Raw genomic sequence first — 23,407 nt, forward strand, 5'->3', positions numbered from 1 at the left:
AGTCCTCCTGTTGGCTTGCGCCTGATCGTCGCCGGCCCGGGGCTGGACCGATCTCGGCGTGGCGGGAGCGTGTAACGCATCCCCCTCGCGCCTCAGCACAGGCTGTTCCCCTGGTGCCAGAGCGCCAAACGTTGTCGACCGTCGCGTCGTCCGGTGTCGGAGCCGACGGGTTGCGAAGCCCTGGTAGAAGCACCGGTGGCGCGAGTGTGATGCCGGACACCGCAAATTCGGACCGGCACGGTCAAAAGCCGTCGACTCTCGGGACGCGCCGCCGGGCGATGAGGCAGGATGGACCCGGCTGTTTCGGGGACAGCCGTCGCGAGGGCAGCTGGAGAGCGTTCTCGGTGTGCGAGGAGTCAGATGACGGAGCAGGGTAGCAACGGCGCCGGGTCGTCCAACCGGCCTCATTACACCCGCGTGTTGCTCAAACTCGGTGGCGAGATGTTCGGCGGTGGTCAGGTCGGCTTGGACCCTGATGTGGTGGCGCAGGTCGCCCGCCAAATCGCCGAGGTGGTCCGCACCGGTGTGCAAGTCGCGGTGGTGATCGGCGGCGGCAACTTCTTCCGAGGCGCACAGTTGCAGCAGCGCGGAATGGAGCGCACCCGCTCGGACTACATGGGAATGCTCGGCACCGTGATGAACAGCCTTGCGCTGCAAGACTTTCTGGAGAAGGAAGGCATCGCCACCCGGGTCCAGACGGCGATCACCATGGGCCAGGTTGCCGAGCCCTACCTGCCGCTGCGTGCCGTGCGACACCTGGAAAAGGGACGGGTGGTCATCTTCGGCGCCGGCATGGGCTTGCCGTACTTCTCCACCGACACCACCGCCGCGCAGCGGGCGCTGGAGATCGGCGCCGATGTGGTGCTGATGGCCAAGGCGGTCGACGGGGTGTTCACCGAGGACCCGCGGATCAACCCCGCGGCCGAACTGTTCTCTGCGATCTCGCACCGCGAGGTCATCGAGCGCGGGCTGCAGGTGGCCGATGCCACCGCGTTCAGTTTGTGCATGGACAATCGCATGCCGATCCTGGTTTTCAACTTGTTGACCGATGGCAATATCGCTCGGGCCGTTGCGGGTGAGAAGATCGGAACGCTCGTAACTACTTAGAAGGGAAGAGCGGCCGAAAATGTCCGCCGACGACGACGCAGAACTCTGCGATCAGGAGGGTCGGCGGAAATGCCCGCCGACGACGATGCAGAGCACGGCGATGAGAAGGAGCGGCGGAAATTGATTGACGAGACTCTTTTTGATGCTGAAGAGAAGATGGAAAAGGCCGTATCGGTGAGTCGCGACGATTTGTCGACCATCCGGACAGGTCGGGCGAACCCCAGCATGTTCAACCGCATCGTCATCGACTACTACGGTTCTGCCACCCCGATCACGCAATTGGCCAGCATCAATGTTCCTGAGGCGCGGCTTGTCGTCATCAAGCCCTACGAAGCCAGCCAGCTCGGCAACATCGAAGCGGCCATCCGCAATTCGGACCTTGGCGTGAACCCCACCAACGACGGCACGCTGATCCGGGTTGCGGTGCCGCAACTGACCGAGGAACGCCGTCGCGAACTCGTCAAGCAGGCCAAGGCCAAGGGCGAGGACGCCAAGGTGTCGGTCCGCAACATCCGCCGTAAGGCGATGGAAGAGTTGCACCGGATCCGCAAAGACGGCGAAGCCGGCGAGGACGAGGTCGGGCGCGCCGAGAAGGACCTGGACAAGTCCACTCAGCAGTACGTGACCCAGATCGAGGACCTCGTCAAGCACAAGGAAGGCGAGCTGCTGGAGGTCTAGCGGCCGCTCAGCAGACGACGTCCGTGGCAGAAACTGATACCGGCGCAGGTATCCCGACCGGAGATTCGGTGGCGCAGCCCGCGCAGAAGAAGTCGCGGGCCGGCCGCAACCTACCCGCCGCGATCGCGGTGGGCGCCGCCTTGGCGTTCACCATCGTGGCGATTCTGATCTGGGACCGTTACCTCTGGGTCCTGCTGGTGGCTGCCGCGATGCCGGTCGCGACCCACGAGGTGATACGCAGGCTGCGTGAGGCGGGCTACGTCATCCCGGCAATTCCGTTGCTGGTCGGCACCCAGCTGATGATCTGGCTGACCTGGCCGTACCACGCGGCGGGCGCGCTGGCCGGCTTCGGCGTGACGGCGGTGGCCTGCATGTTCTGGCGACTGGCGCTGGGCGCTTCGTCCGCGCCGGAAGGATCCGCCGACTCGCCGTCGGGAAACTACCTGCGCGACGTTGCCGCCTCGGTCTTTCTGGCGGCCTGGGTGCCATTGTTCGCGTCGTTCAGCGTGCTGCTGGTCTACCCACCGAACGGTTCTGGACGGGTGTTCTGCCTGATGATCGGGGTGGTGGCGTCCGATGTCGGCGGCTATGCGGTCGGGGTGTTGTTCGGCAAGCACCCGATGGTCCCGTCGATCAGCCCGAACAAGTCGTGGGAGGGCCTGGCCGGTTCGTTGCTCTTCGGAGTCACCGCGGTCACGCTGGCCGCGGTGCTGCTGGCCCACCGGCCGGTGTGGATCGGGGTACTGCTGGGCCTGACGATCGTGGCCACGGCAACGCTGGGTGACCTGGTCGAGTCGCAAATCAAGCGTGACCTGGGTATCAAGGACATGGGCCGGATCCTGCCCGGCCATGGCGGCCTGATGGACCGGCTGGACGGGACGCTGCCATCGGCGGTGGCGACCTGGACCGTCTTGACGCTGCTGCCCTGAGGTCCCGTTGAAGCAAGAGCTGGTTTTCGAAGCGCCCCGGCGCGCGCTGCCGCCGCGACACCTGGCCGACCTCGACGAGGCCGCTGTCGCCGAAGCCGTTGCGGCGCTGGGCCTGCCGGCGTTCCGGGCCAAGCAGCTGGCCAACCAGTACTTCGGCCGGCTGATTGCCGACCCGGAGCTCATGACCGATCTGCCGGCGGCGGTCCGGGGTCCGGTGGCCGAGGCGTTGTTCCCGACCCTGCTCACGCCGGCCCGCGAAATCACCTGTGACGCAGGCGAAACGCGTAAGACGCTGTGGCGGGCGGTCGACGGGACCACGTTCGAATCGGTGCTGATGCGCTACCCCAAACGCAACACCGTATGCATCTCGTCGCAGGCGGGCTGCGGCATGGCGTGTCCGTTCTGCGCGACCGGTCAGGGCGGTTTGACCCGCAATCTGTCTGCGGCCGAGATCATCGAACAGGTGCGGTCCGCGGCGGTGACGCTGCGTGACGAATGGGGCGACCGGTTGTCCAACATCGTGTTCATGGGAATGGGGGAGCCGCTGGCCAACTATGCCCGGGTGCTGACCGCGGTGCGTCGCATCACCGGGCCGGCAGACAAGGGTGCCGGCTTCGGCATATCGGCGCGGTCGGTGACGGTCTCGACGGTGGGGCTAGCCCCGGCCATTCGCAAACTGGCCGACGAGCGGCTCGGGGTGACGCTGGCCCTGTCGCTGCACGCTCCCGACGATGAGTTGCGCGACACCCTGGTGCCGGTCAACAACCGGTGGAAGGTCAGCGAGGCGCTGGACGCCGCGCACTACTACGCCGAGCAGACCGGTCGGCGGGTATCGGTGGAGTACGCCCTGATCCGCGACGTCAACGACCAGCCTTGGCGCGCGGACCTGCTGGGCAAGCGGCTGCATCGGGCGCTGGGCCCGTTGGTGCACGTGAATTTGATTCCGCTGAACCCGACGCCGGGCAGCGAGTGGGATGCCAGCCCGAAGGCGGCGGAGCGGGAATTCGTCCGCCGGGTCCGGGCGGCGGGTGTGGCCTGTACGGTGCGCGACACCCGTGGGCGTGAGATTGCCGCCGCGTGCGGCCAGCTGGCCGCCGAAGGCGGGTAGCGGGAGCGGACGCGCTTTGACCCGAGCGTGCGGCCAGCTGGCCGCCGAAGGCGGGTAGCGGGAGCGGACGCGCTTTGACCCGAGCGTGCGGCCAGCTGGCCGCCGAAGCCTGAGTGCAAACTGCGGGGAGCGGGTAATCGGGTGCTGCCAAGCCGCCGAGAAGGAGCGCAAATGGGAACGATGAGGAAGCTGGCCCTGTTCGCAGGCGCCGTCGTAGCGGTGCTCGGATTGGTCGGGGCGCCGCGGGCGCTAGCCGCCGACGATCGTCTGCAGTTCAGTGGAACCACCGTGTCGGGTGCGCCGTTCAACGGAGCGAGCTTGCAGGGCAAGCCGGCGGTGTTGTGGTTCTGGACGCCGTTCTGCCCGTTCTGTAATTCCGAAGCTCCGACGTTGAGCCAGGTCGCTGCCGCCAACCCGGGCGTCGCGTTCGTCGGGGTGGCAGCGCATTCCGATCCCAGCGCGCAGCAGGCCTTCGTCTCGAAGTACAACCTGAATTTCCCTAACCTGAACGACGCCGACGGTTCGATCTGGGCCCGCTACAACGTGCCGTGGCAGCCGGCCTGGGTCTTCTACCGTGCCGACGGCACTTCGACTTTCGTCAACAACACCACCTCGGCCATGTCGCAGCAGGAACTCTCCGATCGAGTGGCTGCGCTGAAGTCCTAGCCCGATCGGGACAGTGGTGGATCAGCGGCTGATCAGTTTGGCGTTCGCCGCGGGGCTGGTGGCCGCGCTGAACCCGTGTGGTTTTGCGCTGCTGCCGGCTTATCTGGTGCTGGTGGTCCGGCGGGAGGGCGCTGCCGCTTCGACCGGCCTGGCCGCGGTGGGGCGGGCGCTTGCCGCGACGGCCGCGATGGGGCTGGGGTTTCTGACGGTGTTCGGTGCCTTCGGCGCGCTGACGGTCTCGGCCGGCGGCGTGCTGCAGCGGTACCTGCCGTACGTGACCGTCGTGATCGGCGTCGTGATCGTCGCGCTGGGGGGTTGGTTGCTTGCGGGCCGCGAGTTGAGGCTGTCGGCGCCGTGGTCCTCCCGGCTGGCGCCCACTGCTCGACTGGGTTCGATGTACGGCTACGGCGTGAGCTACGCGATCGCCTCGCTGTCCTGCACGGTGGGCCCGTTTCTGGCGGTCACCACCGCGGGTCTGCGGCGGCAGTCGTTGATCGGCAGCGTCGCGGTCTACCTTGCCTACATCGCGGGCCTGACTCTGGTGGTCGGCGTGCTGGCGGTGGCCGCCGCGACGGCGAGCTCGCCGGCCGTCACCCGGCTGCGGCGAATCCTGCCCTACGTCAACCGATTTGGCGGGGCGCTACTGATCGCCGTCGGGCTGTATGTCGCTTACTACGCCTACTACGAGATCGCGCTACTGGCTGGCGCCGGCCCGGGCCCGGATGCGGTGCTCACACTGGCTGCACGCGTGCAGGGCACATGGTCGGGTTGGGTGCTGCGGCACGGCGGGTGGCCGTGGGTATGGGCGCTGGTGTTGTTGCTCACCGGTGCCGGCGTCGCCGCGGCCTACCGGCGGAAGCGACGCCCGGTCGCGCTAGCGGAGCCAGCCGCGCCGACGGCCCCACCAGTCGCGCACCAGGAAGAACAGGCCCAGTAGGGCGAAGCCGATCACCCAGATGTCCTCGACGTGGCCGACGTGGTTGCCGCGCAGGAAGGCCACCAGCAGCCCGATGATCAACAGGCCGGTGATGTGCCAGGTGCGGTAGTTGATTTTGCTCCAACCCCAGTCCGCGGACGGCACGTCAGCGACGTGGACTCCGTCGGAGCGCTCCACCTCGGTACTGGCCACGGCAAACTCCTCGGGTCGGGATCGGGACGTCAGCACATTCTGGCACATGACTCACGGGGCCGGCTCCTCAGCGGGCCGCCTGAGCAGCCCGCATCGTCGCCAGCCGGCTCACGGGGCCGGCTCCTCAGCGGGCCGCCTGAGCAGCCCGCATCGTCGCCAGCCGGCCCCCGGCCGGGGATTCGTCGGCCGCGCCGGTGGCGCGGCACAATGAATGGGTGTCCACCCGCCCCGACGGTCGCCCGCGCAGCGCCGACAGTGAAGCAGGCTTCACCCTCGGTCCCCACCGTGACACCGGCCGCACGTACGGCGGCGACCGCCGCCTCAAAACTCTGGTGCTGGGCAGCACCGGTTCGATCGGCACCCAGGCGCTCGAGGTCATCGCTGCCAACCCCGACCGCTTCGAGCTCGTCGGGCTGGCCGCCGGCGGAGGCCATCCAGACCTGCTCGCTCAGCAGCGCGACCAGACCGGGGTGACCAACCTCGCCGTCGCCGATGAGCGCGCCGCGCAGAGCATCGGCGACGTCACCTACACCGGAACCGAGGCTGCCACCCGGCTGATCGAGAACACCGAGGCCGACGTCGTGCTCAACGCGCTGGTCGGAGCGCTCGGCCTGCAGCCGACACTGACCGCGCTGGCATCCGGAGCGCGCCTGGCTCTGGCGAACAAGGAGTCGCTGATCGCCGGCGGGCCGCTGGTGCTGGCCGCCGCGCAGCCCGGACAGATCGTGCCGGTGGACTCCGAGCACTCCGCGCTGGCGCAGTGCCTGCGCGGAGGCAGCGCCGGGGAAGTCGCCAAGCTGGTGCTCACCGCATCCGGCGGGCCGTTTCGCGGCTGGTCGGCCACTCAGCTCGAAGGCGTGACTCCCGAGCAGGCGGGCGCGCATCCGACCTGGTCGATGGGTCCGATGAACACGCTCAATTCGGCGTCGCTGGTCAACAAGGGGCTCGAGCTCATTGAAGCCCACCTGCTGTTCGGCATCCCGTACGGCCGCATCGACGTCGTCGTACACCCGCAGTCGATCGTTCATTCGATGGTGACGTTCACCGACGGGTCGACGATCGCCCAGGCCAGTCCGCCGGACATGAAGCTGCCGATCGCGCTGGCACTGGGCTGGCCGGACCGGGTGCCGGGGGCGGCCGCGGCCTGCGACTTCTCCACCGCGTCGACGTGGGAGTTCGAGCCGCTGGATGACACCGTGTTCCCTGCGGTCGCACTTGCCCGCGCGGCCGGCGAGACCGGGGGCTGCATGACGGCGGTCTACAACGCCGCCAACGAAGAGGCGGCCGAGGCATTCCTGGCCGGCCGGATCGGGTTTCCGGCGATCGTGCAAACAATTGGCGATGTCCTGAGCGCCGCGGACCAGTGGGCCGCAGAACCCGCTACCGTGGAAGACGTACTCGAAGCGCAGCGCTGGGCACGCGGACGCGCGCGCAATGCGGTCACACAGGAGGTTTCACCGACCCGATGATGTTCGTAATCGGCATCGTGCTGTTCGCGCTCGCCATCTTGATCTCGGTGGCGCTGCACGAATGCGGCCACATGTGGGTCGCGCTGGGCACCGGCATGAAGGTGCGCCGCTATTTCGTGGGCTTCGGTCCGACCGTGTGGTCGACGCGCCGTGGCGAAACCGAATACGGGCTCAAGGCGATCCCGGCCGGCGGTTTCTGCGACATCGCCGGTATGACGTCGGTCGAAGAACTCCAGCCCGACGAGCACGAGCGCGCGATGTACAAGCAGAAGACCTGGAAGCGGGTCGCGGTGTTGTTCGCCGGTCCGGGCATGAACTTTGTGATCGGGTTGGTCTTGATCTACGCGATCGCGGTCATCTGGGGCCTGCCGAACCTGCATCCCACCGCGGTGATTGGTCAAACTGCTTGTGCTGCAAGCGAAGTCAAGCAGGGCGACTTCGAGAAGTGCACGGGCGACGGTCCAGCGGCCGCTGCCGGCATCCGCGCCGGCGACGTGGTGCTCAAGGTCGACGGCAAACCGGTGAGCGACTTCTCCGACATGGCCGGCGTAGTGCAGAAGCTGCACGGCACCGTCCCCGTCGTGATCAAACGCGACGGTCAGACGATGACCAAGTACGTCGAGATCACCCAGCGGCAGCGCTGGGTCACCGACGGTAAGGGCGGTGCGAAGCCGGCCACGCTGGGGGTGATGGGCGTCGTCGGCACCCAGCCAGGACCGACCCAGTACAACCCGATCACCGCGGTGCCGGCCACCTTCGGCTTCACCGGCAACTTGACTGTGCTGCTGGGCAAGTCACTCATCGCAATCCCGACGAAGGTCGGCGCGCTGGTCCATGCGATCGGCGGCGGCGAGCGTTCCCTCGACACTCCGATCAGCGTCGTCGGCGCGAGCATCATCGGCGGTGACACCGTGGACCACGGTGTCTGGGTGGCGTTCTGGCTGTTCCTGGCGCAGCTGAACTTCATTCTCGGCGTGATCAACCTGGTGCCGTTGTTGCCGTTCGACGGCGGACACATCGCGATCGCGCTGTTCGAGAAGCTGCGCAACGTGATTCGCACGGCCCGCGGCAAAGTCGCGGCGGCGCCGGTCAACTACCTCAAGCTGATGCCCGCAACGTACGTAGTGTTGGTGTTGGTCGTCGGTTACATGCTGCTGACGGTGACCGCGGACGTGGTCAACCCGATTCGGCTGTTCCGGTAGCGCTGCCCCGCCGGCCCTATGCCGCAGGCGCAACCGAAGGAAGCGAGAGAAGGCTAAAAGTGACCACAGGTCTGGGTATGCCGGCCGCGCCGGCGCCCACGCTGGCGCCACGGCGCAAAACGCGACAACTGATGGTCCGAGACGTCGGTGTCGGCAGCGACCACCCGATTGCCGTGCAGTCGATGTGCACCACCAAGACGCACGACGTCAACGCGACGTTGCAGCAGATCGCCGAGCTGACCGCGTCCGGCTGCGACATCGTCCGGGTGGCGTGCCCGCGTCAGGAAGACGCCGACGCATTGGCCGCGATCGCGACCAAGAGTCAGATCCCGGTCATCGCTGACATTCACTTCCAGCCGAAGTACATCTTCGCCGCGATCGACGCGGGCTGCGCCGCAGTGCGGGTGAACCCCGGCAACATCAAGGAATTCGACGGCCGTGTCGGCGAGGTCGCGAAAGCCGCTGCTGCAGCGGGTATTCCGATCCGTATCGGCGTCAACGCCGGATCGCTGGACAAGCGGTTCATGGAGAAGTACGGCAAGGCGACCCCGGAGGCGCTGGTCGAGTCCGCGCTGTGGGAGGCCTCGCTGTTCGAAGAACACGGGTTCGGCGACATCAAGATCAGCGTCAAGCACAACGACCCGGTGGTGATGGTCGCGGCGTACGAGCAACTCGCCGCGCAATGCGACTACCCCTTGCATCTCGGCGTCACCGAGGCGGGGCCGGCGTTTCAGGGCACCATCAAGTCTGCGGTCGCGTTCGGCGCGCTGCTGTCGCGAGGCATCGGAGACACCATCCGGGTCTCGTTGTCAGCGCCGCCGGTCGAAGAAGTCAAGGTCGGATCGCAGATCCTCGAGTCGCTGAACCTGCGCCCGCGCGGCCTGGAGATCGTGTCGTGCCCGTCGTGCGGGCGGGCGCAGGTGGACGTCTACCGCCTGGCCAACGAAGTGACGGCCGGCCTCGACGGACTCGATGTCCCGTTGCGGGTGGCCGTGATGGGCTGCGTGGTCAACGGGCCGGGGGAGGCTCGCGAGGCCGATCTCGGTGTCGCCTCGGGTAACGGCAAGGGCCAGATCTTCGTCCGGGGCGAGGTGATCAAGACCGTCCCCGAAGCACAGATCGTCGAGACGTTGATCGAAGAGGCGATGCGATTGGCTAACGAGACGGGCGCGGACGGATCAACGGCAAGCGGCGCGCCAGTTGTGACCGTAAGCTGACATTGGCCTAATCGGGCTCAGTATTCGTCGCAGAAAGAGTCAGTATGTCGGCTCCGCCCATCCGCCGCATGGTCAGCGAGCGACGGGTATCTGTTGTGCGCGACGGAGTCGCCGTGCGCCGCGTTTTCGACGACGACCCGGTGGGTTCCTGCATGGTGGCCGCCAGGGTGGCCGATCACGGCATGGACCCGCACTCGATCGGCGGTGAGCTGTGGACGCGTCGCGGGCCAGACGAGTCGCTGTGTTACGCCGGCGCCAACCTGATCCCGCTGCGCGGGCGGGTCGACGATCTGCACGCGTTCGCCGATGCGGCATTGACCGGCTCGCGCCGCTGCTCGTCGCTGGTCGGGCGCGCCGAGTTGGTGCTGCCGATGTGGCAGCGCTTGGAGCCGGCCTGGGGTCCGGCCCGCGACGTTCGCGACCGGCAGCCGTTGATGTCGCTGACCACGATGCCGATCTGCGCGATCGATCCCGGTGTGCGCCAGGTCAAGCCCGACGAACTCGACACCTATCTGGTGGCGGCGATCGACATGTTCATCGGCGAGGTGGGCGTCGACCCTCGGCTTGGCGATGGCGGGCGCGGCTACCGGCGTCGGGTCGCCAGCCTGATCGCGGCCGGACGTGCGTGGGCGCGTTTCGAGAACGGTGAGGTGGTGTTCAAGGCGGAGGTCGGGTCGCAGTCGCCGACGGTCAGTCAGATCCAAGGGGTCTGGGTGCATCCCGAGTGGCGCGGACGCGGCCTCGGCACGGCGGGAACCGCGACCCTGTCGGCGGTCATCGTCGGCACCGGCCGCACGGCCAGCCTGTACGTCAACGACTTCAACACTGTCGCGCGGGCGACGTACGACCGGATCGGCTTCAGCGAGGTCGGCACGTTCGCCACCGTCCTGCTCGACTGACCGACCCTCGAGGTCGACGTTGACGCGGTCTTTGCTCGAAGTATCGCGCGCTGGCGTCGATCTCGGCGCAGATGCATCGGCCGCATAACGGTTCTGTCTCGGTGTGTCGCCACGCGTCTGGCGACAGCGGTTCTAACATCAGCCACAATGGCAACAAAATTCACAGTGGCATCAGCTGCCACAGCCGCCGTCGCGGCGCTCGTCACGACGACATCGGTTTCGGCCTGCACGCCGAAGCAGGAGGGGCCCGCCTCGGCGGCCCAGCAGTTCTTCACCGCCCTGGCCACCGGCGACACCGCGGCGGCCGCTGAATTCAGCGACAACCCCAGCGACGCACGCGAAGCGCTGAACGCCGCCTGGGCCGGTCTGCAGGCCAGCCATCTGGACACCCAGATTCTCGGCTCGAAGTACGCCGAGGACACCGGCTCGGTGAGCTATCGCTACACCTGGCATCTGCCGAAGAACCGAAACTGGACCTACGACGGGCAGCTGAAAATGGCCCGCTACGAAGGGCATTGGCAGGTTCGCTGGAACAGCACCGACCTGCATCCGCGCCTCGGTGAGCACCAGACACTCGCCCTGCGGGCCGACCCGCCGAAGCGTGCCTCGGTCAACGAAGTCGGCGGAACCGACGTGTTGGCGCCCGGCTATCTGTACCACTACTCGCTGGACGCCTCGAAAGCCGGCGCCTTCCTGATCAGCACCGCCCGATCGATCATCGACGCGCTACATCCCTTCGACGACACGATCAACGACCCGCAGCGACTGGCCGAGCAGGCCAGCGGCACCGGTAAGCCGGTGGACCTGATCACGCTGCGCACCGACGACAACAACCGGATCGCGCCGGCGCTGGGCAGCCTGCCCGGTGTGGTGATCACGCCGCAGGCGGAGCTGCTGCCGACCGACTACCACTTCGCGCCGGCGCTGATCGGTCAGGTCAAGAAGGCGGTGATCGACGAACTCGACGGCGAGGCGGGCTGGCGGGTGGTCAGCATCAACCAGAACAACGTCGATCTGGCTGTGCTGCACGAGGTTGCGCCGGCCCCGGCCCCCTCGGTCTCGATCAGCCTGGACCGAGCCGTGCAGAACGCCGCCCAACGCGCGGTGGACAACCAGGGCCGTCAAGCGATGATCGTCGTGATCAAGCCGTCGACGGGTGAAATCCTCGCCGTCGCACAGAATTCCGCGGCCGACGCGCTGGGCCCACTCGCCACCACCGGCCTATACCCGCCCGGGTCGACGTTCAAGATGGTCACCGCTGGTGCGGCGCTCGAGCGCGATATGGCAAGCCCCAACACGCTTTTGGGCTGCCCCGGCCATCTGGACGTGGGTCAGCGCGTCGTCCCCAACTATGGCGGCTTCGATCTGGGCGTGGTCCCGCTGTCGCGTGCCTTCGCCAGTTCGTGCAACACCACGTTCGCCGAGCTGGCCAGCCAGATGCCTCCGCGCGGATTGACCCAGGCCGCCAACAAGTACGGCATGGGCCTCGATTACCAGATCGACGGCTTGAGCACGGTCACCGGATCGGTACCGCCGACCGTCGATCTGGCCGAGCGCACCGAGGACGGTTTCGGCCAGGGCCGAGTGTTGGCCTCCCCGTTCGGGATGGCGATGGTCGCGGCGACGGTGGCGGCCGGAAAGGCGCCAGTGCCCCGGCTGATCGAGGGACGTCCCACGCAGATCACCGGCGACACGACCCCGATCAGCGAGAAGATGATCGAGGGACTCCGACCGATGATGCGGTTGGTGGTCACCAACGGCACCGCCAAGGAGATCGCCGGCTGTGGCGAGGTGTACGGGAAGACCGGTGAGGCGGAATTCCCCGGCGGCTCACATTCCTGGTTCGCGGGTTACCGCGGCGATCTGGCTTTCGCGGCGCTGATCGTCGGCGGAGGCAGCTCGGAATATGCGGTCCGGATGACCAAGTTCATGTTCGAGTCCCTGCCCGCGGACTACCTGGCCTGAATAGTCCGGAGAAAGCTGTCGCCCGGCCGCGAGGGGCGACCGGGCGACAGGTTTTCCGCCGAGCAGGCAGCCTCCAGGGTTACTGGGTGGGTCAGACCGCTTGCCGGGCGTTTGGCGTCCAAACCGTGGGATTGACCCCCCAACCCTCCGGTCCGGGCTGCCACCCCTCATCGAGGTGGATCTGTGATTGCTTCAGAGCTCCTATCGGAGGACGAGCCTTCGACGTGCCGAAGCGTATAACAAGAACAGGCACCTTTAAAGCAAATCCGAAATAAAAAACTCAGGTGAAACTGTAGAAGAACTAAGTCTACTCTCAGCTGCGGTTCTACACCGTTCGACCCGTTCACTATTTTAACTATTCCGCGCCACTGACGCCGGGTCGAATTTCCTGTCAGAGAACAAGAGGGTCAAAACAGCAGCTGGTGGCTCTAATCGTGTCACTTCTCCGTTAGCGGAGTATCGATTGCCACGACGCCGACACCCAGCTGGAATTACCTCCGGGCACGACCGGATCCGACGAATCAGACCACGGATCCGAATTTTTGAACAGCCTGTCTGAGAATTTTCAACAATTGTTTGGACGGTCTGCACAATAGTGCCGACTCCGGGAGGTCGATCTGTTCGGTTCGCCATTAATTACGAACGGCCAGCTGTGAATAGACCTCAGTACCAGTCCGCGCACCGGTCGATTGCCATACCTTTGGGATCAGCTGACGGCGGACAACGGGGCGATTGTGCAGCATTCGTCGGGCTCACCTGGGCGGTAGATTGGAGGGGCCATGACACGTCCTGACGAGCTGTCCGAACTCCGCGTCTCTGACGCTGATCGCAACGGCACGCTGCGTCGCCTACACAATGCCGTCGCACTCGGGTTGATCGACATCACCGAGTTCGAGGAGCGCTCGACACACGTCTCCTACGCGCGAACTCGCAACGAGTTGGACAGCCTGGTGGGTGATCTGCCGGGACCCGGTGCGATCGTCACCTCGGCCGCCGACCGAGTCGAGTTGCGGGGGTGGGCCGGCTCGCTCAAGCGTCACGGTGAATGGACGGTACCCACCAGGCTGGCCCTGGTGCGTCGGATGGGCTCGGTCGAGCTGGACCTGGTCAAGGCCAGGTTCGCCGGCCCGGTCGTCGTCATCGAGTTGGACATCAGATTCGGCTCCGTCGAGATTCGATTGCCCGACGGCGCCAGCGCGTCCATCGACGATGTCGAGGTGTACGGCGGCAGCGCCAGCGATCGGCGCAAGATCGCGCCGGCCGAGGGCACTCCGCACGTCGTCCTGACCGGCCGGGTGGTCTGCGGATCGGTCAGGGTCAAGGGCCCGCGCCGGTCGCTGGTTCGCCGACGCGGTCGGGGCTGAGACGGCCGATCGGGTCCGGCTACCCGACCTCCGGTGAGGCGGCTGCACCACCCGCATCGTTGCTGCGAACGGATACCCTGGCAGCATGCCTGTTCGCTCCGCCCTGTCCGCCGGCGTCGTGTCGCCGACCCTTCCGGTGCCCAAGTCGATCGAGCGCCCGGAATACGTCGGCAAGCCGACCGCGCGCGAGGGCACTGAGCCCTGGGTGCAGACGCCCGAGGTGATCGAGAAGATGCGCGTCGCCGGACGGATTGCCGCCCGCGCCCTCGCGGAGGCAGGCAAGGCCGTCGCTCCCGGGGTGACCACCGACGCGCTGGACCGGATCGCCCACGACTACATGGTCGACCACGGCGCCTACCCGTCGACGCTGGGCTACAAGGGCTACCCGAAATCCTGCTGCACCTCGCTCAATGAGGTTATCTGCCACGGCATTCCCGACTCGACGGTGATCGAAGACGGCGACATCGTCAACATCGACGTGACCGCCTACATCGACGGCGTGCACGGTGACACCAACGCCACGTTCTTGGCCGGCGACGTCTCCGAAGAGAACCGCCTGCTCGTCGAGCGCACCCACGAGGCCACCATGCGGGCGATCAAAGCCGTCAAGCCCGGCCGTGCACTGTCGGTGGTCGGTCGGGTGATCGAGTCGTACGCAAACCGATTCGGCTACAACGTCGTTCGTGACTTCACCGGTCACGGCATCGGCACCACATTCCACAACGGACTGGTGGTGTTGCACTACGACCAGCCCGCCGTCACGACCATTCTCGAGCCGGGGATGACGTTCACCATCGAACCCATGATCAACCTCGGGTCGCTGGACTACGAGATCTGGGACGACGACTGGACCGTCGTCACCAGGGACCGCAAGTGGACCGCGCAATTCGAGCACACCCTGCTGGTCACCGACTCCGGCGCGGAAATCCTCACCCAGCCGTGACGACGCGGTCGTGAGCGGCGCGCTGTTGGTCGCCGGCACCACCTCCGACGCGGGCAAATCGATGGTGGTCGCCGGGCTGTGCCGGTCGCTGGCGCGCAACGGAATTCGGGTTGCACCGTTCAAGGCGCAGAACATGTCGAACAACTCGGCCGTCACCGTCGAAGGTGGCGAGATCGGCCGCGCTCAAGCGATGCAGGCGCGGGCAGCGGGCCTGGCGCCCAGCGTCCGGTTCAACCCGATCCTGCTCAAGCCCGGCAGCGACATGACTTCGCAGCTGGTGATCAAGGGGCAGGTCGCAGGCACGGCCACCGCCGCCGGATACTGGTCGGACCGCAACAAGCTGTCGGTCATCGTGCAAGACGAATTGGCGCAATTGCGAAGCGAATTCGACGTGGTCATATGCGAGGGAGCCGGCTCACCCGCCGAAATCAACCTGCGCGCAAACGACTTGGTCAACATGGGCCTGGCACGCGCGGCGGACCTTCCGGTCGTGATCGTCGGCGACATCGACCGCGGCGGCCTGCTCGCGCACCTGTTCGGCACCGTGGCGGTACTCGACCCAGAGGACCAGGCACTCGTCGCTGGATTCATCGTGAACAAATTCCGCGGCGACGTGTCGCTGTTGGAGCCCGGTCTGCGCCAGCTCGCCGAATTCAGCGGCCGGCCCACCTATGGGGTCCTGCCGTACACCGACGACCTGTGGCTCGACACCGAAGACGCGGTCCCGGTGTTGGCCCACCGCGTCCTCGGCACGCCGCGGCCGCCGCGTGGATCGCAGTGGCTCCGAGTGGCAGTGCTGCGGCTGCCACGCATCTCCAACTCCACCGACGTCGAAGCCCTGGCCTGCGAACCCGGCGTGCTGGTCCGCTGGGTCCGGGAGCCCGCCGACCTGGCCGACACCGACGTCATCGTGCTGCCGGGCACCAAAGCCACCGTCGCCGATCTGGCCTGGTTGCGCGAACGCGGGCTCGAGTCTGCGCTCCGGTCGCACGCTGCCTCGGGCCGGGCGGTGCTGGGCATCTGCGGCGGCTTCCAGATGCTGTGCCGGTCGATCGACGACCCCGTGGAGAGCCGAGCCGGCCGGATCGACGGGTTGGGGATGCTGGACGCCGAGATCACGTTCGCCCGCGACAAGGTGCTGCGTCGCCGGCAGGGCTCGCCGCATGGCTACGAGATCCACCACGGGCGGGTGGAACGCTGCGGCGAAGACACCTGGTTCGACGTGGACGGCGTGCCGGAGGGGTATCGGCGCGGCCAGGTGTACGGCACGCATTGGCACGGCTTGTTCGACAACGACGATTTCCGCCGATGTTGGCTTGTTGCCGTGGCGTCGGCGGCCGGGCGCGACGGATTCGTGGTTGCCGACGACACCGACGTGGGTGCCCGGCGCGACGCGCAGCTCGATCTGATGGCCGATCTCCTGGACGCCCACCTCGACGTCGACGCGATCGGCGCACTGCTGCGCGACGGCCCGCCGCGACGGTCGACGATCGTCGCGACACTGGACCCGGCGTGACCGATGGCCGACTCGATCGTCAATGCGATGGTGTCGCCTCCGCTGTCACAGGCGTTGCAGCAGCGCCATGTTGCGAGAAGGTTTCCAATTGGCACTCGGCAAAGTTCCGCGCGAAAACGGCCCGCTTGCGCGGTATTTCACTGTAATTTGCTCCTGTGCCCTTGACGATGATGACTACCGTCGACGGGTTTCCCATCCAGGTCTGCGATACCGGTCCGGAGAAGGGCTCCGTCGTTGTGCTGCTGTGCGCGGCGCAGCGGGCGCTGCCCGCTTATGACGCGGTCTGCGAGCGTCTGCACACCGCGTCGTTGCGCACCATCGCCGTCGCGGCTGATCCGCGCCTGACGCCGAAGTCGGTGGTGGGCATCCTCGACGTGCTCGACGTCAGCTGGGGCGTGGTGGTCGGCGACCGCGACGGCGCCGAGCTCGCCTGGGAGCTGGCTGCCACCAGATTGGACCGCTTCACCGGTTTGGTGGTGATCGACCGGGGCCACCCGCGGGTCGCCGATCAAGGCGTGGTCCGCGACGGAGAGTGCCCGCCGGTCGAGATCGACACCACCGCGCTGGTCAGCAGCTCGGCCTCGCATTCGGTGGCGACGGCCAGCCAGCGGTTCGTCTACGGCGACTACCGGGTGGTCGAGTTACTCGGCCGGCGCAACGCGCACGAGTCGACGGCACAATTGGCCGCCGAGATCGTCCTGCGCACCAGCACCTGGTGACCGCGGCGGACCTGTCCCGCGACGAGCTTCGGCGACTCGTCGAAGCCGGTGCCATCGACACCGTGATCGTCGCATTCGGCGACATGCAGGGTCGCCTGGTGGGTAAGCGCATCGCCGCGGACTTCTTCATCGACGAGGTCGCCGACCTGGGCGCGGAATGCTGCGATTATCTGTTCGCCGTCGACGTCGACATGAACACCGTCGCCGGATACGCAGTGTCGGGATGGGACACCGGTTACGGCGACATGGTGATGAAACCGGACCTGACGACGCTGCGGCGAATTCCGTGGCTGCCCGGCACGGCGCTGGTACTTGCCGATGTGGAGCGACACGACGGCAGCGCCGTCGAGCCCGCGCCGCGGCGTGTCCTGCGCCGGCAGCTGGATCGCCTGCATGGCAGCGGGTTGCAGGCCTACGCCGCCACCGAACTGGAGTTCATGGTCTTCGACGATTCGTATCGCGAAGCGTGGGCGAGTGGGTATCGCGGCCTGACCCCGGCCGGCGACTACAACATGGACTACGCGGTGATGGCCTCCAGCCGCATCGAGCCGCTGCTGCACGACATCCGCCGGCACATGCAGGGCGCGGGTCTGCGCTGGGAGGCCCTCAAAGGGGAGTGCAACCGGGGCCAGCAAGAACTCGGTTTCCGCTACGACGAGGCCCTGATCACCTGCGACAACCACGCGGTCTACAAGAACGGCGCGAAGGAAATCGCCGACCAGCACGGTAAATCGGTGACCTTCATGTCGAAATACGATGAGCGCGAAGGCAATAGCTGCCACATCCACCTGTCGTTGCGATCGCTGGACGGTACGCCGGTATTCGCCGACGACGATCAACCGCTCGGCATGTCGTCGACGTTTCGCGGTTTTCTCGCCGGGCTGCTTGCCACTTTGCCGGAGCTGACGTTATTCCATGCGCCGAACATCAACTCCTACAAGCGGTTTGCCGACCGTAGCTTCGCGCCAACGGTGGCGGCCTGGGGTGTCGACAACAGGACCTGTGCGCTGCGAGTCGTCGGCCACGGCGACAGTATGCGGGTGGAGTGCCGGGTTCCGGGCGGGGACGTCAACCAGTACCTGGCGGTCGCGGCCTTGATCGCGGGTGGGCTGCACGGGATCGAACACGAATTGCCGTTGCCGGATCCCTGTACCGGCAACGCTTATCAGCTCGCTGAGGATCACCGTGCGGCGCGGTTGCCCGGTACGCTGGCCGAAGCGGCAACGCTGTTCGGTGGGTCAGCGGTGGCCCGGCACGCTTTCGGCGACGATGTGGTCGAGCATTACGTCAACAATGCCCGCGTCGAGGTGGCCGCCTTCAACGCGGCGGTGACCGACTGGGAGAGGGTTCGCGGGTTTGAGCGCTTTTGATCCGGAGACCACGCGGGACGGTACCGGCCGAGGAGACGCCGGGCGCGTGACGCCCCCGGTCATCGGTCTGACCACCTATCTGCAGCGGGCCCAAACCGGAGTCTGGGACGTACCGGCGAGTTTCCTTCCGGCGGCGTACTTTCAGGGCGTCACGGCCGCCGGTGGAGCTGCGGTGCTGTTGCCCCCGCAGCCGGTGGATTCCGTTGTCGCCGATCGCGTCCTCGACAGCCTGGACGGTCTGATCATCACCGGCGGTACGGACGTCGACCCGACGATCTACGGCCAGCAGCCGCACGCGAGCACCGACCGGCCGGCGCAGCAACGCGACGCGTGGGAGTTCGCGCTGCTGCGCGGGGCGCTCGAGCGGAAGCTACCGGTGTTGGGCATCTGCCGCGGCGTACAGGTGCTCAACGTCGCGCTCGGCGGAACGCTGCACCAACACCTGCCCGACGTGATCGGGCACGGTGGGCACCGGGCCGGCAACGCGGTGTTCACCACGCTGCCGGTCCGCACGGTTGCGGGAACGCGGCTGGCCGGGCTGGTCGGTGAATCCGTTGATGCGCGGTGTTATCACCACCAGGCCATTGCCGATCTCGGCGACGGTCTGGTGGTCAGTGGCTGGGACGCTGACGGCGTGATCGAGGCGCTGGAGCTGCCGGGGCCCGGCTTCGTCCTCGCGGTGCAGTGGCATCCGGAGGAGAGTTTGGACGACCTGCGACTGTTCTCGGCGATCGTCGACGCGGCGCGGGTGTACGCGAAGGAGCGGCGCGATCCATGAGGGGCAGAAGGAGTGGCACGGATGGCTATTGATCTCACGCAGCGGTTGGCCGGCCGGATCGCAGTGGTCACCGGCGGCGGGGGCGGGATCGGGCTGGCGTCGGCGCGGCGGCTGCATGCCGAGGGCGCCACGGTCGTCATCGCCGACATCGACGAGGAGACCGGCGCCGCGGCCGCCGACGAGCTCGGCGGTGTGTATGTGCCCGTCGATGTTTCGGACGAAGCATCGGTGAACAACCTGTTCGACACCGTCGTGGGCCGGCACGGGTCGGTGGACATCGCGGTCAACAACGCCGGTATCTCACCGCCGGACGACGATCTGATCGAGAACACCGAACTGCCCGCCTGGCAACGGGTGCAAGACGTCAACCTGAAGTCGGTGTACCTGTGTTGCCGGGCCGCGCTGCGGCACATGGCGCCCGCAGGTCGGGGATCGATCGTCAACATCGCCTCGTTCGTCGCGGTGATGGGCTCGGCCACCTCGCAGATCTCCTACACGGCGTCCAAAGGCGGGGTGTTGGCGATGTCACGTGAGCTCGGTGTGCAATTCGCCCGACAGGGCATCCGCGTCAATGCGCTGTGCCCGGGCCCGGTGAACACCCCTCTGCTGCAAGAGCTTTTCGCCAGCGACCCCGAACGTGCGGCCCGGCGAATGGTGCACGTGCCGATGGGCCGCTTCGGTGAGGCCGATGAAATCGCGGCGGTGGTGGCCTTTTTGGCCAGCGATGACGCATCGTTCATCACCGCGGCGAGTTATCTCGTCGATGGCGGAATCAGCGCCGCCTACACCACACCGCTGTAACACTCAGCGGCGCAAGGTGATCAGCGGGATCGCCATCTCGACGGGTGTCGCACCGCCGTGCATGCCCACCAACTGGGCAACCTCGGGCGGCTCGTGCCGGCTGGCCAGCACCGCGAGGTCGTCGTGGCAGATCACGACTACATCGCCGATTCGGGCCAGATGTTCGGGCCGGACCTGCCCGAACAGCCCGGCGGCGACGGCGTCATCGCGACCCAGGACGTCGGCCCGGCCCGCCAGCACTTCGGCCCAGGTTGCGATCACATCCGGTGCGGCGCCGGATTCGGTGTGCAGGTAGCGGACCCGCGGTTCGCCGGCCACCAGTCGCACCCCGGCGGACAGTGGCGGATCGGTGTCGAGGTCCACCCTGGCGTCGGCCGCGATGTTGAGGCCACCATGGTCTGCGGTGACCAGCAGCACGGCATCGGACGGCAGCGCGTCGAGCATTCTGGTCAACAGCGCGTCCACGTAGCCGGCCGCGGCGTGCCACTCGGCTGACCCGACCCCGAACAGGTGTGCGGCGGTGTCGAGAGCAGAGGTGTAGGCATAGACCAATCCTGCTGAGGCGCTGACCTGTTCGCAGACCGCCCGGCCATAGTCGTCGTTGTGGTCGACCGGGCAGAACTGCGCGCCACGATAGGCGGCCTCGGTCAGCCCGCTGCCGACGAACGGCGCGGGCAGCACCGCGCGGGCGTCGACACCGGACGCCCGCAGGCGCTCGAACCAGGTTGGGACGGGCTGCCATTGGGCCGGCGGCGGATCGTCACGCCAGAAGATATGGGTGAGCACCCGAGCCGTCCCGGGCACGTTGAGCGTGAATCCCAGCAATCCGTGCCGGCCCGGACCCACCCCGGTGCCCAGCGACGCCAGACTGGTCGGCGTCGTCGAGGGAAACGTGCACACCAACTCGTCCAGCCTGCCCGCGGCGCGGGCCCACACCGAGGCGAGAAGTGGCGCACTGGGGGCCATTTCGGGTAGCAGATGCCAGCCCATCCCGTCGACCAACAGCACCACGACCCGCCGGACCTCACCGACCGACTCGGTCAGGTTCAGCGCGTCGGTCGCGTGCGGCACGGCGAGCAACGCGGCTGCCGCCGGCAGCACGTCGCAGATCGACGCCGCCACGTCAGTCCGAGAGCCCCAGTAGGGCGTTCTCGACGACTTCGGGCAGCGCCGGGTGGATCCAGTACTGGCCCCGGGCCATGTCGTGGACGCTCAAACCGAATGTCATCGCCTGGATCAGCGGTTGAATGATCGACGAAGCCTGCTGTCCCATGATGTGTGCGCCGAGCAGGCGACCGCTCCGGGCGTCAGAGACAAGTTTGACGATGCCGGTGGTGTCTTCGGTGGCCCAGCCGTAGGCGACGTCGGCGTAATCCTGCACTTTGCACGCTACGTCGAAACCCTGTGCCACGGCTTCGTTCTCGGTCAATCCGACGTACGCGATCTGCGGGTCGGTGAACACTGCCGCCGGCACGTAACGATGATCGGTGACGGCCATCGACGCCGTGTCGTCCCAGTCCAGCAGCAGGTTGCGCTGCACGACACGCGCTTCGTGATTTGCGACGTGTTTGAGTTCGTACGGCGAGGACACGTCACCGAGCGCGAAAACGTTGCGCGCGCTGGTGCGTTGGTGTTCGTCGACGACGACACGGCGGTCGTCGAGCTCGACCCCGGCCTTCTCGGCGTCGAGCTGATCACCGTTGGAGCGCCGCCCGGTGGCCACCAGCACGGCGTCGGCCTGCAGCTCCGAGCCGTCGTCGAGTTCGAGCACGATGCCGGAGCGGTTCTCGTGCGAGCCGAGAATATTGCGGTGGCTGCGCACTTCCCACTTGCTGGACGCGATCCTGGTGAACCGACGCGACAGCGTGTCGTCGAGATGCCGGAGCAGCGAGCCGCCGCGGATCACCATCGTGATCCTCACTCCCAGCGCGGAGAAGATGTGCGCGAATTCGCATGCCACGAAACCGCCGCCGACGATCACCATGTGCTTGGGCAGTTCGGGAATCCGCATGACGTCGTCGCTGGTGTAGTAATGCACCCCGCAGTCCAGGATGGCCGGCGGAACTTGTGCGCGCGCACCCGCGGCGATCACCACCTGCTCGGCGGTGAACTCCATGCCGTCGTCGGTGCGCAATACGTAGTGGCCGTCGGCCTGGACCCCGGCGAACCGGGTGTGGGTGTCGTAGACGTCGATGTGTGGCTGGGCGCGGCGGTAATCCTCGCCGCCGATTGCGATCGGGTCGATGCGGCCGAAGACGCGCGAGACGATGTCGTCCCATCGCACCCGGTCGATGTGGGCGTCGATGCCGTAACGCGCCGAGTTGCGGATGATGTCGGCGACCTCGGCGGCGTAGACGAACATCTTGGTCGGAATGCAGCCGACGTTGAGGCAGGTGCCGCCGAAGGTGCCCTGCTCGCAGATCGCTACTCGCTTCTCGGCGTAGCGGCCATCGAGAATGCTGTTGCCGGAGCCGGTTCCGATGATCGCCAGGTCGTAGTTCTGCATTCCGTAGTCCTTCAGCCGTTTTGGGAGGCGACGCCGGTGGCCGCACCCAAGTAGTCGTCCAACCAGGTGTCCAGCTGACGGTATGCAACACGTCGTGGCTGCGGCATCGACAGGAACACATCGTGTTTGGCATCGATCACCGGAACGATCGTGGTGCGATTGCCGATGCATCCGGCCCAGCGCGCGATGTGCTTGACGTCGAGAACGGCGTCGCCGTGTTGCAGCGCGACTGCGTCCGACGCCTCGATGACGCTGTGGTCGGAGCGCAAGATCAGGTTGGGCACGCCGACGTCGAGACCTCGGTGGAGTTTGATCTGGCCGGCCCGGACGGCCGACAACCAGCCGAAGGTGATAGGGAAGCCGCCCAACGGTTTCCACTGCAGGTTGTAGTCGAACTCGCCGTGATAGTCGCGATGCAGGCTGGCGCCGTAGCCACCGCCGGTCGGACTCGGCGCCCGCGCGACCCGCTTGTCGCCGAGGCGCGCGATCGCGGCGATCAACACTCTGGTCGGAGGCCAGCGCAGCGGCACCGGACCGGGCAGATCCAGGAACGGGCTGTTGAGCACCAGTCCGGCCACCCGGTTGCGTGCGGTCGCGCCGCGTCGCCGGAGCCGATCCAGCCACAGCGACACGATCAGTCCGCCGGCCGAGTGCCCGTACACGAGCACCGGTGGTGAGCCCGTTTCCCGGCCGATGATCTCCAGTGCCCGGTCGAGCTCGCGGTCGTAGTGGGCCAGATCGGTGGTGAAGTGCGGGGTCAGCCCGGGGCGCGAGGAGCGCCCGCACTTGCGGAGGTCGAGCGCGTAGAAGGCGAAGCCTCGACCGGCGAAGTGGTCGGCCAGCGAGGTGTGGAAGAAGTAGTCGGTGTACCCGTGCACCGCCAGGACTGCTCGGGCGGCCGGCGCCGCTTCGCCGCGTCGCAACAGCGTCGCGTCGACGAGGCCCTCGCCGTCGGGATCCTCACCCAGCGGGATGGTGAGCTGCCAGTAGCCGGGCAGGACGTCGGGCTGCCAGCCAGTCACGCACGTCAGCTTAGAGGCC

At 67.0% G+C, this 23,407-nt stretch carries 22 protein-coding genes; 18 read left to right on the top strand and 4 right to left on the bottom strand.

The features are described from left to right. Positions 1 to 360: 360 nt before the first annotated feature. The 6 genes from pyrH (at position 361) to CYU59_RS14480 (ending at position 5,425) form a co-directional block, all read left to right on the top strand. Positions 361 to 1,107 (top strand): UMP kinase, encoded by a 747-nt coding sequence (pyrH, locus tag CYU59_RS14455; protein ID WP_292990679.1) that lies wholly within the window; start codon positions 361 to 363, stop codon positions 1,105 to 1,107. Positions 1,108 to 1,227: 120 nt separating this feature from the next. Then, positions 1,228 to 1,785 carry a ribosome recycling factor gene (gene frr, locus CYU59_RS14460; RefSeq protein ID WP_292991021.1) on the top strand — a complete coding sequence of 186 codons (558 nt, stop codon included), beginning with the start codon at positions 1,228 to 1,230 and terminating at the stop codon, positions 1,783 to 1,785. 23 nt (positions 1,786 to 1,808) lie between these two features. Then, entirely contained in the window at positions 1,809 to 2,714 is a 906-nt protein-coding gene (locus CYU59_RS14465) for a phosphatidate cytidylyltransferase (RefSeq protein ID WP_292990681.1), read from the top strand. 7 nt (positions 2,715 to 2,721) lie between these two features. After that, complete coding sequence (gene rlmN, locus CYU59_RS14470) at positions 2,722 to 3,822, top strand: 23S rRNA (adenine(2503)-C(2))-methyltransferase RlmN (protein WP_292990683.1); 1,101 nt, start codon at positions 2,722 to 2,724, stop codon at positions 3,820 to 3,822. A 180-nt stretch (positions 3,823 to 4,002) separates the two neighbouring features. Further along, a complete protein-coding gene (locus tag CYU59_RS14475) occupies positions 4,003 to 4,488 on the top strand; it encodes a protein disulfide oxidoreductase (protein WP_292991023.1) in 486 nt (161 codons plus the stop codon). A gap of 16 nt (positions 4,489 to 4,504) precedes the next feature. Further along, positions 4,505 to 5,425: a cytochrome c biogenesis CcdA family protein gene (locus CYU59_RS14480; protein ID WP_292991025.1), complete on the top strand. Its 921-nt coding sequence runs from the start codon at positions 4,505 to 4,507 to the stop codon at positions 5,423 to 5,425. Here CYU59_RS14480 and CYU59_RS14485 read toward each other — a convergent pair. Then, on the bottom strand, positions 5,363 to 5,617 hold the full coding sequence (locus tag CYU59_RS14485) for a DUF2631 domain-containing protein (protein WP_292990704.1): 255 nt from the start codon (positions 5,615 to 5,617) through the stop codon (positions 5,363 to 5,365). The genes CYU59_RS14480 and CYU59_RS14485 overlap by 63 nt on opposite strands. Before the next feature lie 329 nt (positions 5,618 to 5,946). On the opposite strand from CYU59_RS14485, the gene dxr reads away from it, so the two are divergent. From dxr to CYU59_RS14545, 12 genes are all read left to right on the top strand, one after another. Beyond that, complete coding sequence (gene dxr / locus CYU59_RS14490; RefSeq protein WP_292991027.1) at positions 5,947 to 7,086, top strand: 1-deoxy-D-xylulose-5-phosphate reductoisomerase; 1,140 nt, start codon at positions 5,947 to 5,949, stop codon at positions 7,084 to 7,086. Next, on the top strand, positions 7,083 to 8,288 hold the full coding sequence (locus tag CYU59_RS14495; protein ID WP_292990707.1) for a M50 family metallopeptidase: 1,206 nt from the start codon (positions 7,083 to 7,085) through the stop codon (positions 8,286 to 8,288). Before dxr ends, CYU59_RS14495 begins: the two co-directional genes overlap by 4 nt. 59 nt (positions 8,289 to 8,347) lie before the next feature. Beyond that, positions 8,348 to 9,505 (top strand): flavodoxin-dependent (E)-4-hydroxy-3-methylbut-2-enyl-diphosphate synthase, encoded by a 1,158-nt coding sequence (gene ispG, locus CYU59_RS14500; RefSeq protein WP_292990710.1) that lies wholly within the window; start codon positions 8,348 to 8,350, stop codon positions 9,503 to 9,505. A 44-nt stretch (positions 9,506 to 9,549) separates the two neighbouring features. Then, positions 9,550 to 10,404 (top strand): GNAT family N-acetyltransferase, encoded by an 855-nt coding sequence (locus CYU59_RS14505; protein ID WP_292990712.1) that lies wholly within the window; start codon positions 9,550 to 9,552, stop codon positions 10,402 to 10,404. A gap of 147 nt (positions 10,405 to 10,551) precedes the next feature. Continuing rightward, complete coding sequence (locus tag CYU59_RS14510; protein ID WP_292990714.1) at positions 10,552 to 12,369, top strand: penicillin-binding transpeptidase domain-containing protein; 1,818 nt, start codon at positions 10,552 to 10,554, stop codon at positions 12,367 to 12,369. A gap of 779 nt (positions 12,370 to 13,148) precedes the next feature. Beyond that, positions 13,149 to 13,733: a DUF1707 domain-containing protein gene (locus CYU59_RS14515; protein WP_292990716.1), complete on the top strand. Its 585-nt coding sequence runs from the start codon at positions 13,149 to 13,151 to the stop codon at positions 13,731 to 13,733. 85 nt (positions 13,734 to 13,818) lie between these two features. Then, positions 13,819 to 14,676, top strand: a complete 858-nt coding sequence (gene map, locus CYU59_RS14520; RefSeq protein ID WP_292990718.1) for a type I methionyl aminopeptidase — start codon at positions 13,819 to 13,821, stop codon at positions 14,674 to 14,676. Positions 14,677 to 14,686: 10 nt separating this feature from the next. Then, positions 14,687 to 16,192, top strand: a complete 1,506-nt coding sequence (locus CYU59_RS14525) for a cobyric acid synthase (protein WP_292990720.1) — start codon at positions 14,687 to 14,689, stop codon at positions 16,190 to 16,192. Between the two features lie 170 nt (positions 16,193 to 16,362). After that, entirely contained in the window at positions 16,363 to 16,911 is a 549-nt protein-coding gene (locus tag CYU59_RS14530; protein WP_292990721.1) for an alpha/beta hydrolase, read from the top strand. Next, positions 16,908 to 18,281, top strand: a complete 1,374-nt coding sequence (locus CYU59_RS14535) for a glutamine synthetase family protein (RefSeq protein ID WP_292990724.1) — start codon at positions 16,908 to 16,910, stop codon at positions 18,279 to 18,281. Before CYU59_RS14530 ends, CYU59_RS14535 begins: the two co-directional genes overlap by 4 nt. A 46-nt stretch (positions 18,282 to 18,327) precedes the next feature. After that, entirely contained in the window at positions 18,328 to 19,059 is a 732-nt protein-coding gene (locus CYU59_RS14540) for a gamma-glutamyl-gamma-aminobutyrate hydrolase family protein (protein WP_292990727.1), read from the top strand. Between the two features lie 21 nt (positions 19,060 to 19,080). Then, the gene (locus tag CYU59_RS14545) at positions 19,081 to 19,860 is read left to right on the top strand and encodes a 3-oxoacyl-ACP reductase (RefSeq protein ID WP_292990730.1); all 780 of its coding nucleotides are present in this window, start codon (positions 19,081 to 19,083) and stop codon (positions 19,858 to 19,860) included. 3 nt (positions 19,861 to 19,863) lie between these two features. Here CYU59_RS14545 and CYU59_RS14550 read toward each other — a convergent pair whose 3' ends face one another. The 3 genes from CYU59_RS14550 to CYU59_RS14560 are packed head-to-tail and all read right to left on the bottom strand — an operon-like array spanning position 19,864 to position 23,388. Further along, on the bottom strand, positions 19,864 to 20,982 hold the full coding sequence (locus CYU59_RS14550) for a nucleotide pyrophosphatase/phosphodiesterase family protein (protein ID WP_292990733.1): 1,119 nt from the start codon (positions 20,980 to 20,982) through the stop codon (positions 19,864 to 19,866). A gap of 1 nt (position 20,983) precedes the next feature. Continuing rightward, entirely contained in the window at positions 20,984 to 22,366 is a 1,383-nt protein-coding gene (mtr, locus tag CYU59_RS14555) for a mycothione reductase (protein ID WP_292990735.1), read from the bottom strand. 11 nt (positions 22,367 to 22,377) lie between these two features. Continuing rightward, on the bottom strand, positions 22,378 to 23,388 hold the full coding sequence (locus CYU59_RS14560) for an alpha/beta hydrolase (RefSeq protein WP_292990737.1): 1,011 nt from the start codon (positions 23,386 to 23,388) through the stop codon (positions 22,378 to 22,380). Positions 23,389 to 23,407: the final 19 nt, after the last annotated feature.

Origin of the sequence: Mycobacterium sp. (assembly GCF_002863225.1) — a bacterium.
Lineage (GTDB): Bacteria > Actinomycetota > Actinomycetes > Mycobacteriales > Mycobacteriaceae > Mycobacterium.

Bases quoted from the DNA above. Each gene is read 5' to 3' on its own strand.
- pyrH (WP_292990679.1), top strand. From the start codon at position 361: ATGACGGAGCAGGGTAGCAACGGCGCCGGGTCGTCCAACCGGCCTCAT.
- CYU59_RS14475 (WP_292991023.1), top strand. From the start codon at position 4,003: ATGAGGAAGCTGGCCCTGTTCGCAGGCGCCGTCGTAGCGGTGCTCGGA.
- CYU59_RS14495 (WP_292990707.1), top strand. From the start codon at position 7,083: ATGATGTTCGTAATCGGCATCGTGCTGTTCGCGCTCGCCATCTTGATC.
- CYU59_RS14505 (WP_292990712.1), top strand. From the start codon at position 9,550: ATGTCGGCTCCGCCCATCCGCCGCATGGTCAGCGAGCGACGGGTATCT.
- CYU59_RS14510 (WP_292990714.1), top strand. From the start codon at position 10,552: ATGGCAACAAAATTCACAGTGGCATCAGCTGCCACAGCCGCCGTCGCG.
- CYU59_RS14515 (WP_292990716.1), top strand. From the start codon at position 13,149: ATGACACGTCCTGACGAGCTGTCCGAACTCCGCGTCTCTGACGCTGAT.
- map (WP_292990718.1), top strand. From the start codon at position 13,819: ATGCCTGTTCGCTCCGCCCTGTCCGCCGGCGTCGTGTCGCCGACCCTT.
- CYU59_RS14530 (WP_292990721.1), top strand. From the start codon at position 16,363: ATGACTACCGTCGACGGGTTTCCCATCCAGGTCTGCGATACCGGTCCG.
- CYU59_RS14545 (WP_292990730.1), top strand. From the start codon at position 19,081: ATGGCTATTGATCTCACGCAGCGGTTGGCCGGCCGGATCGCAGTGGTC.
- mtr (WP_292990735.1), bottom strand. From the start codon at position 22,366: ATGCAGAACTACGACCTGGCGATCATCGGAACCGGCTCCGGCAACAGC.